The sequence below is a fragment of the Methanocella sp. MCL-LM genome, assembly GCF_049676595.1.
In the GTDB taxonomy this organism is placed as follows: Archaea; Halobacteriota; Methanocellia; order Methanocellales; family Methanocellaceae; genus Methanocella_A.
Window position 1 is genome coordinate 2,439,002 of sequence record NZ_CP187259.1, and the last position, 16,295, is coordinate 2,455,296.

At 39.8% G+C, this 16,295-nt stretch carries 8 protein-coding genes; all 8 read right to left on the reverse strand.

The window, feature by feature from the left end; genetic code table 11:
• Window positions 1-46 precede the first annotated feature (46 nt).
• The 8 genes from brxL to ACPLPM_RS12605 are packed head-to-tail and all read right to left on the reverse strand — an operon-like array spanning window position 47 to window position 15,619.
• Window positions 47-2,122: a protease Lon-related BREX system protein BrxL gene (gene brxL, locus ACPLPM_RS12570; protein ID WP_424357120.1), complete on the reverse strand. Its 2,076-nt coding sequence runs from the start codon at window positions 2,120-2,122 to the stop codon at window positions 47-49.
• A gap of 11 nt (window positions 2,123-2,133) precedes the next feature.
• Window positions 2,134-4,644 carry a PglZ domain-containing protein gene (locus ACPLPM_RS12575; RefSeq protein WP_424357121.1) on the reverse strand — a complete coding sequence of 837 codons (2,511 nt, stop codon included), beginning with the start codon at window positions 4,642-4,644 and terminating at the stop codon, window positions 2,134-2,136.
• A complete protein-coding gene (locus tag ACPLPM_RS12580) occupies window positions 4,641-6,023 on the reverse strand; it encodes a hypothetical protein (protein ID WP_424357122.1) in 1,383 nt (460 codons plus the stop codon). The genes ACPLPM_RS12575 and ACPLPM_RS12580 overlap by 4 nt, the downstream gene beginning before the upstream one ends.
• Before the next feature lie 23 nt (window positions 6,024-6,046).
• Window positions 6,047-8,791 (reverse strand): Eco57I restriction-modification methylase domain-containing protein, encoded by a 2,745-nt coding sequence (locus ACPLPM_RS12585; protein ID WP_424357123.1) that lies wholly within the window; start codon window positions 8,789-8,791, stop codon window positions 6,047-6,049.
• A 16-nt stretch (window positions 8,792-8,807) separates the two neighbouring features.
• On the reverse strand, window positions 8,808-10,589 hold the full coding sequence (rmuC, locus tag ACPLPM_RS12590; protein ID WP_424357124.1) for a DNA recombination protein RmuC: 1,782 nt from the start codon (window positions 10,587-10,589) through the stop codon (window positions 8,808-8,810).
• Window positions 10,586-14,209: a BREX system P-loop protein BrxC gene (gene brxC / locus ACPLPM_RS12595; RefSeq protein ID WP_424357125.1), complete on the reverse strand. Its 3,624-nt coding sequence runs from the start codon at window positions 14,207-14,209 to the stop codon at window positions 10,586-10,588. The genes rmuC and brxC overlap by 4 nt, the downstream gene beginning before the upstream one ends.
• A gap of 14 nt (window positions 14,210-14,223) precedes the next feature.
• Window positions 14,224-14,793 (reverse strand): hypothetical protein, encoded by a 570-nt coding sequence (locus ACPLPM_RS12600; RefSeq protein WP_424357126.1) that lies wholly within the window; start codon window positions 14,791-14,793, stop codon window positions 14,224-14,226.
• A 1-nt stretch (window position 14,794) separates the two neighbouring features.
• Window positions 14,795-15,619, reverse strand: a complete 825-nt coding sequence (locus tag ACPLPM_RS12605) for a BrxA family protein (protein ID WP_424357127.1) — start codon at window positions 15,617-15,619, stop codon at window positions 14,795-14,797.
• Between the last annotated feature and the right edge of the window lie 676 nt (window positions 15,620-16,295).

Sequence of the window (16,295 nt, forward strand, 5' to 3'; positions counted from 1 at the left end):
ATAGCCACCATGGAGATTCCATTAATCAGGTAAAAAATAATTATAATTATTTTTCTGCAAACGCCTTGAATGCAGCTTGACCAGGCTCACCATAAAAGTCGATTTGTAACTTATCAATTACTTCTGAGGGTAATTCGCCAAAGTCACGCTTATTCTCAGTTGGTATCATCACCCTTTTTGCACCGGCATCCATAGCTATACGAAGTTTATCGCCTAAGCCTTCAACACGGCTTAATACACCATGTATACTCATCTGCCCCAGAATCACTAAGCCACCAGATATTGGGCGTCCTACAACTGCAGATATCATGCCAATATACAGAGCTACTCCTAAATCATTTGCATCTTTTCCTTGCATAAGGCTCATTATTTGAATATTGAAATCGTAAGAATCAATATCCCGATCAATGCCGATTTTTTTTGCATTTGCCCTAAGATAATCATAAGACATCTTTGCGCTTTCTTTAATTCCTTTGCCAGACGTCCCCACGATATTCAACCGATGTCCGCCAGGATTAGCATTAATTTGAATCCTGTATAATGAATAACGAGACTCATCTGCATCGAAACCAACGGTGAATAAATCACCAGGCGATAGCGGACCGTCAGGAATCATCTGTACAGATCCCAATTCCTTACACGAAACGAAGGTTTCCTCGCCAGTTTCCTTATCGATATATGATAGATTAACCTTCGAGTACTCGACGCCACCCATTCTTTTCAATTGCTCTTTAACACGACGACGAGTTTCAATTGCAAATGAGAGGTATTCACGGAGCTCTTCTTTTGTGCAATTGCCGTCCGGATGTATGAGTTTAATTAGGCCTGAGGTAGTTTTAGCAATAGCTCTTCGGTCTCGTTCCTCAACATGGCTCCCCAGTGCGAAATAGCGATCATATAAATCGGTATAGTTTTTTCTACGCAGTTCACTATGGAATATTTCTGCAATATAATCCGCAATGAAGCCCATGTGAGCAGTTAGGTAGCTTGTCTGCATTTTCGGCATTTCCCATCCCGGGAGATATGCATGCCACCGGTCGTGGAAAGCCATATCGTTCCTAATAGCTTCAGGCAAGCAATTGAACAGATGAGAAATACGGGCGGTTGTTTCTACGTCGCCGTCGAGGTTTCCATTAAATATCACACTGGCATCTGCAGACAGTGTGCCTTTGTCATCGCCTCTAGAGAATGAGCCCTGTTCCATGTAGCCCTTATACATCTGCTTATCTCTGTCCGCTTTAAAGTTTGATCCGGCTACCTCATCGAAAGCAACAGCGTCAAACTTTACAACTAAACCGGGCTTGTCTTTTCTGTTCTTCCATCCAAAGAGATCGGGGACGCCACCCTGACCGCCAGATAATAGAATTACGTTAGGAGATATTTCCCGGTAAACATACGATTTTCCAGTACCGCGCGGGCCCAGTTCTATCAGGTTATAATTTTTCTCCACCATAGGAACGAGCCTTAATAAGAATAACAATTTCCTGCGAGCGGTTAAGTCAGGATTGGTTGGCTCATAGCCCATAGATCGAAGCAGGATGTCTATCCACTCGTCCTTTGTGAATTGATTACGACCTTTTACGTATTCATCAAAATTAGAGCTGGCGATCTGAATTGGGGCTAATCGCTGTATAACAAATGGCCTTATAGCACCATCGCTTCCCTGTGTATCATCGTAGATTAACTCTATGTTGGCCCAGATACCGCCAGTTAAGAGCCGCTCGTACTTGTGTACAATCTCACTATCGATGTGGATCTTATCGATGCCAGCAGTTGCAAGCCTGGCCCAAAATTTGCCACCCTGAACTTTTTCGTCAAAAGTTACTGATATAAGGTCGATCAGTTTAAGTGAGCCTGTCCGCTGCAAACGGGCTTTTATTAATTCAGATTGATCTCCCCTGACAACTCTCTCGGATATGGCATTTTTAACCAGTTCAAGACCCTTATTGATCTCCCCATCATCTGTTGTAGAGCAGTATTTCCCGAGTAAATACTCGAGGACATATACGGGAATATTAAAGCCGACTTTTAGTTTTTTAACAAGGTCTTTCCGGACGATACGCCCCGGAAATGCCTCTGATAGCTTTGTATCTAGCCTATCGATAAAGATCTCGTCAGCCATATGTTTCCCTTCTATAACCACTCGTCGATTTCTACCTTTAATGTAACGGTTCGGGTTTCCAGTACCTGTTCATTATCTGCATCGAGCAGACGTATATCTAACGCTGAGCCAAATGGAGCAGACTCGCCTTCCACCTTAACAATCTCGACTGGCTCAGGCTCGCCCCCAGGTTGCACGGTGACAGGACACTTTGATTTAAACAATAGTCTTCCATCCGTTTTGTATATTTTTATGATTACCTGGCAGCTTAGCTGGTTTTTATCCACTCCACCACTTAGATCGGTTTGCGTTGCACCTGGTGCCACAACAATTTTTTGAGTTAGCGATGTTATGTCGGATATTGGCTTTAAGACAACTGTAATCTTTTGTGCCTTCTTCGGCCATCTGGCAGTAACTACTGGAATGATTAATTCTTCAAGCGTCGTTCCGCCATGGAAAAAGCCTAAGCTACCATAGGTCTTGAAGGAGTTAACACTCCTGGGCACCATACATTCAAGATCGCTTTTCGGTACCTTTAATTTAATAGCGTTCTTATGACTCAATCCGATGCCTACAGCTGCCCTTCGTGAGAGCCATAGTACTTCACCGGATGGCTTTTCAGGCTCAACTTCGTCAGGGTCAGGTTCCCAGTGGAAAAAGCCATGATCTGTGACAATAACTACTGTAGAATAGCCCATATTGCGGAGTCGTTTAACAGCAAGGGCATACCGTTCAACATGGTCTTCACTCCCAGTAAGCTTAAGCTGGCCTTCGTGTCCCTGAGTATCGAAATCATCGCCATAGACAAACAGAAGTCTTCCCAGCGATTTTACGCTAATATCACTCGATTTACCAGGGTCAAGGATATCATTGACACTAACGAATTGCTTATCTTTTAATTTATAAACTGATTTCAGCCACTCCCGTCTCTCCGCCGCTATTGTAAGATCTTTGTCGAATCCATCAGCGGTCACAAGTAGCCCTGTATCGCCCTTAGGAGACCGATCGACATGTATCTTGTCAATTATCCCAGGTAAACAGAATGGCATACCGATGGGGGTAGCAGTGGGTATTGGAGCTAAAACTGGTTCAACGCTAGCCCGGGGTTCTGGCTCACCCTCGTTAAGTTTATATGCAATACTTTGCCCAAGGTCATAACGACAAGCATCAAGCACCACAACTGCAACAGGGTTTTTAGTTGTCGATGCCTCTACGAGGTCTTTGATCTGTTCGCCAGCATATTTTAATTTTGTGTCTTCCAAATCAGATGTTGCAAGCAATTCCGAGAATGTCACATTAACGCGATCAAGGTGCCGGAGATATGCCTTTCTTAGCTTGACAATAACATTGTATAGTATGCCAGGGATGCCAGGGTTCTCTTTGAAGATGTTTTCGCTTTCGAGATCGACTTTCCACCCATCGTTAACATACCATTGGACAGCGTCTGCAGTGTTTCTCCATTGTTTCTCAACACCGTCATTCCGGTAAAGAAGACTGGCCACAGAGGCCATTATTACGAGTTGATACCATTGAACTTTTCCAGTAGCCCTCTTTCCCCAGAAAGAGGCAGCGTGTTCTCGATAACATGAAACATGGGTGTCCAGATATTTTGCCATTTCTTCAAAGGTATCGATCGATGATAACTTTTCAACTTCTTTTATGAATAATGTATTTTCAACGGCGGGAGAAGCCATTGGATCAGGAATAATGGTAAGACTTTTTGCCCAGAATCGCAAAGATGTCAAATCGTCAGCCTTCTTAGCAAGGCTCTCAAAATGTCCCTGAAGGTCTACACGTTTCTGCCAGATCGATAGTAGCTTAATAGCAGCGTTGCGGAGCGAATCGTCTTTTATGATCTTGTCATGATCTCCTGGGACAACATCAGATTTCTTTGCCGCTTCTGTACAGAGCAATGTTGCCAGGGCTCTAATACGCCAGCCATCTGCATCTTTATTATCAGGTTGAGGTAGCCCGAGATCATCCACCACTCTTCTGCTGAATATTGGGAAGACTTCATTACCCAGCAACTCTTCGAAGGACTGACCCTCCGAAGCGAGCACCTGTAAAACCTTTTCATCATCCACAATCTTGGAGTCGGCTCCGCCAATAAGCTCTTTCCAGGCTACCTTTGGCTTATCGAAATACTCCTTTACGTATGCCCTCAAGTTGGTGAGATCAGATAGTTGTCGCTGGGGAATGTCGCTATATGTCGAGATGGCTTGAGCCAGAGACATTACTTTAACGTCGGATGCATAGCTTTCGAATACTTTAAAATAGGTGATATCCTCGCGAGAGACAGGCAGCCAAACTACTCTCGGAGCACGTTTGTTTGAATAAAAGCGTGCTCTTGTGATTAGCTCATGCTCTTCATCAGCCCATATTTCGAAAGAGCCATCACTAACGGCAATCAGGAGTTCGTTCCACTCATTCTCCGGATCGCACCAGATGATGAATGGCTCTAAACCCACGTTTGCTTTATGCGCTAATGCCGATGAAATTTCATTTTTCAACCATGCATGAAAGCTATCAGATGCCGCCGTCATTGCTTAGTCTCCTCTTTCCACCATCCAGGCCGAGACAGTTTACCCTCACGGCACCACCGCCTTTCGTCGGCGCGCCATTCAGCCCGGTCTGCAATTGCTTTATCTACATCTTTCTTGGCTAATACATCTACCGCCAGTAGACCAGCTTTTTGTAATGGTGCAATATTTACTCTAACACCATCATTGATGTTAGGATCATATCGAGACTCTTGTGAATAAAATTCTTCAAGATTAGAAGGTTTAGTTACATGGACGTCTAAAGATGTCCATCTATCAATAGTCTCTTTAGATAGTCTTTGTTTCAAAGGATCAACATCTGTTACACCCTCTTTGCCCCATTCACTAAATGGTAATTGAGAAAATCCATACGCTAAAACAAGCCCTAATTTAATATCAAATTCTTTTAATTCATTAATCCAATTTTCCAGTTGTAATTTGCGGGCATTTTGATCACCGGTCAGTGAAGATGCCTCTATTGTTCTTAATTCTGTCTCGTAGCGGTTAATTAGCGGTTCAACATATTGGCTCCGGATTTTGGGGAGTGAATCAGCATTCAAACGATGATAATATATTAAACATGAGAACGCCGGAGTGCCATATCTTCTATTAGATTGAGATACAGGAGTACTTTCAAGTTGCCAAATGATTGGACGATTTTTGAATTGAGTTGTATGGTACTCGAAGAATGTCTCGATAAGCCACTTTTCAAAATTAATGTTCGTTGTTTCAATAAACATTTTTTTAATTAGTTCTATATCTTCTGATCCAAATCGTTTTATTTGCTCATCAATATAATCGATTATTGCTTTACTACCACCGGTTGAGATTATTGGTATAATACCATCATTATTTGTAGCTTCAGGGCTATTATCACCACTTTCTACTTGTTTAGGCCACCTATGTCCAAATAAATTTAGGATAGTTATTGATATCTTGTCTTTTAAGGGTTTATCTATCTCGTTGAAGTAACTCCAGCCATCTTTACTTATTCCCTCTTCAATTAGCCAAAAGATAGATACTGGGTGTACTTTATACTTAGTTGATAGTTCCTCAATATATGTCTCAGCAGGGATATACGATTCTGTGGTTTCTTCCGAAATTTCTGTATTATTAATGCCATAACTAACGTTTTTTATTGTTTTATTAAGACCACTCTCAAAATCTTCTTTTAAATTTTTCTTTATATTGTCTACATAATTTATATCTACACGTTCGATATTTTTGTAAAATCTAATAAATCCTTCTGGAAATTCTATAAAATCTATATTGTTAACTGGTAAATTATCATAGCCTGTTATTAGAGGATATAAACCTGAAGGTAAGCCAGTTTCACTATAAACAATATTTTTTGTATTATCCGATATTTTGGCACTATTCATTACTATAGTATCTGCCCAGCCCTCTAATAAATGTAAAAGGCACATAGAGCAAAATATTTTAAAAGATCCTCAACTAATGAGTTGAATTGCACTTTATTATAATAGAACTCTCGTTCTAACAAATCATATTGTAATAGTTTTAATTTATAATTTTGTGTAAAGGTACCTATAAGCGTGGAGGATGCATCATCTAATATTGGTGATGGTAAATCTCTTAAATAATTTTCCGAAAAATCCAATTTACCACATAGCATTCTTGCATAATAAGTATATAGTCGGGAGTTCCATTCAACATAAATTGAATTTAAAACATTAGTAGGCGCAAATATGCCTGACGATGCATCGCTAAATATGGTATCACTTTTCAATCTTCTAACGCTAAGGTTTCCCTGTGCTACGGTCGTATAGCATAAGCCACCTTTACCAAAATTTTTCTCCCCACGAACAGTGGATTTAGGGTCTATTGAAAAAATTGGCCATCTAGCAACCCATAATTCTTTACCAGCCCACTTTCCATAACCACCGCCTTTTACATACCATACCCAATTATTATAAGATCTTGGTATTTCCCACCAAAATCTAACATGCTTATTGACATTTGGAGAAGGCCCTTGAGACACATCTCCAAAATCGCCGAATCGATGCATTTTTAATGCGGGGATTAAATCATGTGGTAGACAATAGAGGGATAGCGGAGCGTCTTTGATTGATAATATTAATTTTTGATTAATATGATATTTTAAGTTATTTTCGGAGCAATTTATTAATTTTAATAACATTTTTGTTTTTTCATGTGGGCCTCCATAAGCTACTAGCCGATATATAATAATTTCATGATTGCTAGACAAATTACGCTTAGAGAGGTTAAACAATACAATATTTACAACCTCTCCAGAGATTTCATTGAAAGCTCTTGTCCCTAGATGAGCAATTGTTTCGACACAAGTTACACATAATATGCCATTTAGATGCTCTTGATTATTAGAACTACATTTACCACATCTTAGCTCAATAAATGATTTTAAAAACATCCATGATTGTTGAGTAACCATAGCTATTTGGCCATGATTATTTGCTAATTGTATGCAACGTAGTATAAATGCAGAATATAGATCATTTTTTCCTGAATTATAATGTTTATTAATATATTTTTTTAATGCTTCACCCATATTACCTAAACCCATATAAGGAGGATTTGTAGCAACAATGTCGTATCGCTTATCCAATAAGTTGAATAATGCAAGACCTTTTCCTGCTGAGTTACTAAAAAATGTTTGTGAAAGGTCGGGGTTCTTTGCTTCTACATCAAAATGATCGATTAATCTTGAGATAATATCATTTTTTATTTTTTCAAAGGTTTGCGTTGTGATTAAGGTCCCAGAATTAATACTAAAAATTTTTTGCTTTGCATCTTTCGCAAGATATTTTAACTCTTTATCAACTAGTTCTTCGATTTGTAATAGCGATCCTAATTCATTTACATTATTAAGACCTTCAAATACAGATTCAATTGTAGATTTGTATATTAAATCTTCTGGATGTTTAACCAGATATATATCAAGATGATCCTTGCCACTCGGTAACTGTATATTTGTAGCTAAAATATGTTTATGAAAAGGTTCATTACTAGAAATATAGAATCCTATCGCTTTCTCTTTTGCTCGCATCCATAACACAAGTTTAGTAATTTGCGCTGCGCGTTCATCGATTTCAATACCAAAGAGATTATTATTAAGTATATTTCTGCAAATTTCTTCTGAGTTTTTTAAATTAGACTCCTCAATATACATGTTATATAGTAAATCAAATGCTTCTAGTAAGAAATGCCCACTGCCACAAGCTGGGTCAATAAAAGTTATTTCACTAATCGGCTTTTTTTCAATAATTTCTCTATTAGCATCCCTAACAAAAAATTCCCATTGTTCAAATAGTTTTGACTCTGGATGAATTTGCATCCAGATAGCACCTAAAGAATTTTGAACTAAATATTTTACCATATACGGTTCTGTATATAGCTGCGTAGCCGGTATAATGTCTCTACCCTCAATTTTTGCTCCTTTATTAATACGAACCATTTTAAAAACGCGTTCTTTCTCTTCAGCATTCCAATACTGATATGCCCAACCAAGTGTATCTTGAGCAATAAATACGTCATCAGTAGCCATTTCATTGCTGGTAATTACAATCTTCCCGGATAGTAAATCAATTATCCGTTTTATGGCAGCTATAGATGGTCTTAGTGAGACAGCAAGCGCATTGGGATCAAAAATTTCAGGAAGTTCCTTCGAATGAGCAGTAAATTCATTAAATAATACACTATAAAGCCCATCGTCATCGCCACTACATGCACTATAATTTTTTTTAACAAACCGGTTGTGTATTAATGAACGACCACCATATATCTCTTTTTGAACAATGACTTCATCAATAATTGCACGTGACTCCATACATCTTAACGCAAGTAGGCGATTTGACCAAGTATAAGCTGATTCACGTATAAATTCAGCCACGGCTTCATCCTTTTTTACTCCAGCCTCTTCGCGATAATGGATGTAAGCATCAATGATTCGCCGAGCGTCTTTATCATAAGAGGATAGATGTGGAAGCTCTTCCACTTTCTTAGATGTACGATCCCTCCAAACACCGATCTCATTTAATCGACGCTCAAGGTCTCCAATTATAAATCTATCACCTTCAAATCGTCCTTCAAGAATGTGTCTGATTTCTAAGCAGATCGCTTTTAATATTTTTCTTTGATTTGCTTCCATAACCCATCACCCGTCTTTACTGGAATAATATTTCGTCCTCACCCTGCTTGAGTTGTTTACTTTCTGCAGTTCCTGAAGATTCTTTCATCTTCACATCTTTTACTTGATCAGTTCCTTCTTCACCATCAGGCAACACTTCTATTCCATCCATTGTTCTTAAATGTCGAACTATTTTTTCAATGGCTTCAGGGGGCTCAATATCGGAGCAGGAGGTTGCTTTAAGCTCTTTAAACTTCCTAGCAGAGACAAGAACACGGCCTTCGAAAGTACCGATTGAATCGTTATAGGATTTGACTGCAGAAGTCAGGCTTTTGCCTACCTTGACATAATTCTCAGAAAATTTGTTTAAACGTTCATACAATTCGCTACCAATATCGCTAACTTCCTGTGCATTCTTCGCGAGCTGTTCCTGGCACCACCCATATGCAATTCCCTTCAACAATGCTATTAAAATGATAGGTGTGGCAATAATGACACCCTTATTGACGCCGAATTCAATAAGTTCAGGGTCTTCGTGTAAAGCAGCGCTAAAAAACGCTTCTCCTGGCAAGAACATTATAACAAATTCTGGCGTCCTTTCGAACTGGCCCCAATAGGATTTTTCTCCCAGGCGCTGAATATGACTGCGAACCTGTGATGCATGGGCTTTTAACCTACTGTTTCTCGTGGCTTCGTCTTCAGCACTAACAGCATCAAGATAGCTTTGTAGTGAAACTTTCGAGTCGACGACGATCGTTTTATTTTCAGGCAAGAGTACAATTAAATCAGGCCGTAATCTACCGTCGTCCGTATCGACTGATACCTGTTCTTCGAAATCACAATGTTCTTCCATACCGGCCAATTCAACGACACGCCTAAGCTGGACTTCGCCCCAGCGTCCCCGGACTATTGGAGCTCGTAAAGCTTGAACTAACTTAGCAGTCTCTGAGTGTAATTGGCTCTGAGCCGTGGAGAGAGCCTTAATTTGCTCTTCAACACGTGCGCCATCCTTTGACCGCGATACTTCAATCTCTTGAACTCTGGTATCAAATTTCGACAAGGATTCTTTGAGTGGCGTAATTAGTTCGTTGATCGCCTTCTGTCGAGTGTCAAGATCGACCTTGGCGCTTTCCTGGTATTTCTCTAGATTACTCTTAGCGATCTCTAAAAAGGTAGTATTATTGCTCTGCAGTGCCTCGGATGATAGTGCTTTAAAGGTATCAGATAATGCTGCTTTTGCATCGTCGATGAGTTTAAGCTTTTCTTGAGAAGCTTTTCGCTCTTCACTTAAAATTGTTTCAAGCTCTTTGATACGTGCATTTAAACGAGCGTTTTCACCTCTAACTTCATCAATAATTTCCTGAGTCTCAGTCAATTTTTGATTTAATTCTCGAGTTCTGCTTTCTTTTTCAAAAACTTTAGTCTGAAACTCGGCATTTTCCGCGGACAATTTCAGGATATGGGCCTGTTGGTCTTTGATTGTAGCATCTATTGATCTAATTGTCGATTCAAGCTCTGGGATACGATTACACTTTTCATCAGCGGCTGATCGTTTCTCGGATTCGATACGTAAGTCCATACGAGTAATTTCGATCTCACTTTGAGCTTTCTCTAAGGAGCTTTTTAGTTCGCTAATCTGCTGCTCTTGATACTGGTATTTACCAGCTTGAGAAGTATATTCTAGGGAGGTTTCAATCTTAGTTTTTTCGATTGCGTTTTTAATCTTATTCCGATAGTAAAACCACCCGCAAGCTAAGCCTATGACTACTCCTAAAAGTAAAATAAACAATATCAGGAGAGCAGATAGCACATCGATCATACTAGCTCGACCTTGTTACCGCTCTTCAGTTCATTTGTGACCTCTTGATCAAGCTTATACAGTTGTTTTCTCCACTGCTCCTCGTTTTCTATGATGATGCCTTTTATCGTTTTTATCCTATGGATAGGCTTTTTAACCTCTACATGATCGGTTGCCTTCTGCAGCTTCTTATGTTCATGATCAATCTGATCATCCAAGGCTTTCACGATCTTTTCGGCATTTAATGGTAAAGCTGCAAGTTTTGTGATATTGGCCTCTTTTTCTATTCCACCCATAAATGTTTCCAGTGGTTGTGCAATAACTTTTTGAGCCTCTGCAGAGATACCGTAAGAGGTTGCGCGCTGTGGTAGAATATCCAGAGCTTTTTGCGCAATTTCTCTTGCCATGTTTCGCCAGTCACCAATACAATTTTCAATTTCTAGTGAAGCAGCCGCTTTATTATCTAGTAAATTTTTCCAATCATTTCCGTTGATGACGCTCTTATTCTTCTTAGCCGTCTCCCAGTTTCGGAGGAAAGCTTTTGATGGTCCGTCTTCGGTAAGAAGATGTTCAATAGCTCCCACCGATAGAGCGAATTTACTCATCTCTTTGTATGTCTGGCCCCATTTCTCAACAAATTCGTTTGCGGCCTTGATGTTTGAAGAGTAACCCTCAAGGGTGTTAATATTACCATATATCTCATTGACTTTGTGGACCGGGTTAGTTAATGCAATGATCTTTTCATAGGTCTCTTTACCATCGACGAAATCTTTCGGCAAAGGAAGTTCGGCAGGATCTGCCCATCGGCTCACAACATCAGCCTTTTTAATAAGATCATTTCCATAATTATCCATCTCGTTGGATAATGCTGAAGGCGTCTCCTCGATCTTCCGTTTTCCAGTCAGACGTATCAATAATGCTCTAACAGACTCGAGGATTTCTTGAGATACATCTAATTCCTCGTATTCAAGCTCAGTTTTATCGAATAGTTTTGCATTTCTCAAGTGGTCTTGGAGGGTAACATCGGCAGGATTCATGTAGACTTTCTTATCAAGGATAATTTTGACAGCTCCCGCACGAACAAGAGCAGCCACGCCAATACGTACTGCAGCAGGATCCCAGCCATACTCTGGTTTCTCGAACTTATCGAGTAAAACTTTACCATGTATCCGATTTTTATTCTTATTCGTTGAGAGGAAAATGCTTATCTCATCGAGTAAAGCGCAGTGTGTGTCCACCTGCCCAGACTTATCAAACAATTTTAATTCTCGTACATCGGCAGGTAAGCTCTTAGATCCACTTAGGACTTCGATTATTGCCTTCTGTTCATTGCTAGATATGACAACTGGCACTTTTTCATATTTAGGATAAAGGTCTTGCCAGAACGTGGATAACTCTTGCCTTAATGCTTCGCCTACAGATTGTCCCTGCTTAGGAGTCAGTGTACGAGTCGATCCTCTGAATATAATTTGGGAGTGTTTCAGGCCACTTTTAATACCTTCAACAACTTTTTGCTCTAACTTTTTTAGATCCTTAGATTCTTTATTCGATGCAAGCTTATGAGCATCTTCTGATTTATGCGGGTCTCCTTTCCACCTGGTAATAACAGCCTGCATTGCGAGATAGTATTTCATATGCTCGTCGAACTCTGATATGCGATCGCTGAGGACAAATAGGGATTGCCTTTCCTCCGGGAATAAGCTCTGGTTTTCGATATCCGACCGTTTCTTCCCTGCAAGGACAGCTAAAGGCGAGTAGAGTTTAATTTCAATGTGGCCATCTTTTGATATCAGGGTGTCATCCATTAATATTTTGGCTGGGAATTCTCTGCCCTTATAGGGCACTCTATCAAAGCCTATAATATTTGTATTAATCAATTTTGATAGTCCGGATTCTAAGTCAGGCCATCTAATTCCTGACTTCTCGTCAGATACTTCTTCCTCGAATGTCCGTCTTTCCCCAGTTAAAAACTCGTATTCTTCCCCGATTTTAGCAACCAATTTGGCAGCAATTAGTTTATTCAATTCCTGCTCAATCTTTTTGGTCAATAGTGAGAGGTCATCTGTTGTATGCTCAACGAGTAAACGGGAGAGATTATCCAGTGTACGCGGTATGTACGATAACTCACGAATCAGGTATAGCACTTCGGCAACATGTCGAGTTGTAGAATTGGCATCCGGTACAGTCTGCTCGATCCGGTTGAACTCTTTTCGTATTTCTGGATTAATTTCTCCACCTTTTGCCAGGTTATCATATACTTCATCGAAAGATACGATTTCTCCGACTGCTTTGTCAAGGTATTTTCTACGTCCGCCTCGCATGATATCTTGAGTGATCGCGATGAGAGTCCTTGTTGAGCCGGATAGCTGCTCGCCCCTGCCACCTGCGCTTCTCAAGTTTTTGACGACTTCCGGAATTAGATGGATCTGGTAGGGGAAAAATGGGTAGAACTTGACAAAGTTCTCCTCTATACAATCCGGCAGTTTTTGACTAGTATTTGCTAGCTGTCCGATTCCCCTTAGAACACCTGGATTTGTATTATAAACTTTAATAACTTCGTCTCTGCCAAGGATATTCTTTTTAAATATACGATCTTCAAGCACTAGTTCAATATTTTCTGTAGTTAGATTCCATTTAAATCTGAAGCGGCCTTCAATTTTTTTCATATCGCCCTTGAGAGCTTTCGCGTCCTCGAAGACTGTCCCCATATCTGCATGAGTCGTTACGATGGTCCAGATTTTTCCTTGACCGGCTGAAGCAGCTTCCTCGACAAGGGCCTGTAACTGAGCAAGCCTTCCTGAATCGTCTTCTATCCACTGACCGGCTTCGTCTAATACGAAAACAAACCGGCATGTCTTCTGGATCGATCTTTGTCTTGTTTTTAGATCGTCGAGTATGGTCTGTACTACAAATTTAATGTTGGTAATTTCCCCTTGTTCAGCAGTCTTAAGCGCTTGATCGACTTCTTCAGGAGTTGAAAAGAATTCCGGCGCAACCTCACATGTTGCTCTGTAAATATTCCTCTGGTGAAAACCAATATTACTTTTTATGTCGTCCCATTTTTTACCAGATAAACGCTCGACTGCAGCATGCAGATCATTTAGTTTACCACGCTTGTCCAGTTCGGACTCGATCACTTTTGCATAGAGAAGATTATTACAGTAGCCTTTACTCTGATAGTATTGCGATAATAATAATTTGGGTAATGGAGTATTTTTGCTATCGGTTAAAGTGTTTAAGTTAAAAGCTAGCACTTGAGTATCGCATTGCGAAATCCTTGATAGACTTCCTATGATAGAACTATGCCTGGGTGCAGTTGTAGGCACACGGCTCTCAAAACGCTTGGCGGCACTCACATTGTCGAGCATCCGATTTTCAATTAAAAGCGATGCGATCTTTGCCAAGTGCGACTTACCGGAACCGAAATAACCCGATATCCAGACACCTATCTCTTCAGTATTAATGTTATATGTATCAGAATAATGCTCCAAAAAGTCATCGAGGTACCCTTCGATCGTTGGAGTTACAACATAGCTTCCTATCTCCGATGCCAATTTTTTATCGTCATTGCGTTCTCCTACTTTAATGACGGGCTCGATTTTATCCTCAATTTTGGTTTCAAATATTTCCTTTATTAGCAATCTTTAACCCACCTTTATAGTGCATCTCCACGATACATGAATTCTTCACGTTTATTTACGAATGAATAGACACGCGGCTCTTTTAGAGTTCCTGGGATTAATAGAACAACAGGACAGTTAAGAGACGATTGCTCAGTATCCCAAAGCTTTTGCATTATGGTATGTGGCCCAGTAACCGGATACAACGCCGCCAAATTTTTAATAACAATTATTGGTTTTTTGTCACCTTGAGAAGTAGCATTTTCTCTTACTGTTTTTACAATTAATGAGACCCACTCGTTTGCCAAATCATTTTCAGGATTGGATCCCGGCATTGGATTAATAATCATATCAACAATCGTTGATACACCAATCTCATCTACTACACTCATAGTGATATCTAATACATCTATTGTCTTTACGTCATATTTTATTAAAACTTCTGTTAGGGCATTCCATTCTTTATATACTTGAATTTCATCCTCATGGGGGTAAATAATTGATAAAAATGGTGCACCCGTATTCCTACCAATATAATCATAATCTCTCTGTAATCGCTCAATTGCTTCGCATATCTTCCAACGCCAATCGATGACATTCTTCATATTATTCCTCGGGAATACGGATCATTTCTAGAATGACAGTCTTACCAGACTTTTCAAACCGAATCCATTTACGCTGAGCAAGATCATTCAGAGCATTAATTACTTCATATTGGTTCCATAGGAACAATTGCCATTCAGGAGCATTAATTAAATTCAAACCTTCTTTACCTTCAGCCTTTAATATACAAATAAGATGATAAATCGTTTCTGGCGCTATCGTTGGATGTTGTATGTATTTTTTCTGAACACCTTTTAATATACCAAAATCTCTAAGTGCGGAGATTGTATTTGTCGCAAGTTTTTTACGTGTGGCTTCGCTCCATCCACCTATTTGCGGAGAGTCATCCATATTACCCGTTAAGAAGGACAAAAAATCATTCTTGTCAACGTATGTTGAGTGGTTTTTCCATTTACTTGCTACAGTTCCAGTCACAAATTCAAAGGTTAATCTATCCCTTAAACAGTAATAGAGATAAAATAGTGATAAAAACTCAGGGTCATCGATGCCCTTTTTTGCAGCTTTTACGAGTGATAATTTAACCCATCTGGGGCTTTTCGACAGGTAACGATAGAAGATAAGGTTCCAAACTTTCTGCCTAGTAGCATAAGATTTTTTATTTAATGCATTTTTTTCTATAATATACTCTTTTATTTGTGAATCACTGTACTCAGGGCTGATATTGGTGAATACTTTGTATGTTTCTTTTATAAGCGAGCCATAGGTTCGATATCTTCCTGCTAGTGGCCCGGTATCTTTAATACTATTTATTGCACATAAGATATTATTAAATGCTGATTTACTTTTTTGAACATTTTTTCTTACCATCAACCCACCAGCTATAAATTTATTATATAGAGGATATACCAGTAATTTTGTATATGCCGCTCAAGCAATAACCATAGGAATCGCAAGCTTAAAAAAATATCGATAAAATCACATCTTTAAAATTACAAATCCAATAACTTTATTTCAGTTTAAAACTTTATAATATAATGGTTGTTATCTAATTTGAAATATGGAACGGTGATAACTGGTTGAATCGACTCCATATTGGGTATCCCTACAGCAAAGGATTTGAATAGTGGTAAACAATCATGTGACGGATGGTCATAATGATCATCCATTATTGCCATGAGAACGCAATCGTACAAGGATGACCAATACTAGACCATGGCGTTTCTACCTCAGGTAGTAGTTACCTGAGTTCATAGCAGCCTTTCGCTTGTTTTGAACATAGAGACCACCGAGTATCAATGCTGCAGCTCCGAGTCCGATCCACATCAGAGTCGAGTCATCACTCTGGACCGACAGTTCTCGTTCTCGTAAGACCTGATTCATTCTGTACCGGGTAGAAATAGATCGTCTGTCGACGACATCCATTTGCCTGCTCTTGGGCATACTGCCTTCCCCATGAATCCGGTTATGGTGGCAATCCTCGCACACCAGGAGCAAGTTGCCTGCCGAATTTAGGTCAACAGAGCCGTCAGCCGTATGGACCTCG

Bases quoted from the DNA above. Each gene is read 5' to 3' on its own strand.
- brxL (WP_424357120.1), bottom strand. From the start codon at position 2,122: ATGGCTGACGAGATCTTTATCGATAGGCTAGATACAAAGCTATCAGAG.
- ACPLPM_RS12575 (WP_424357121.1), bottom strand. From the start codon at position 4,644: ATGACGGCGGCATCTGATAGCTTTCATGCATGGTTGAAAAATGAAATT.
- ACPLPM_RS12580 (WP_424357122.1), bottom strand. From the start codon at position 6,023: ATGAATAGTGCCAAAATATCGGATAATACAAAAAATATTGTTTATAGT.
- ACPLPM_RS12585 (WP_424357123.1), bottom strand. From the start codon at position 8,791: ATGGAAGCAAATCAAAGAAAAATATTAAAAGCGATCTGCTTAGAAATC.
- rmuC (WP_424357124.1), bottom strand. From the start codon at position 10,589: ATGATCGATGTGCTATCTGCTCTCCTGATATTGTTTATTTTACTTTTA.
- ACPLPM_RS12600 (WP_424357126.1), bottom strand. From the start codon at position 14,793: ATGAAGAATGTCATCGATTGGCGTTGGAAGATATGCGAAGCAATTGAG.
- ACPLPM_RS12605 (WP_424357127.1), bottom strand. From the start codon at position 15,619: ATGGTAAGAAAAAATGTTCAAAAAAGTAAATCAGCATTTAATAATATC.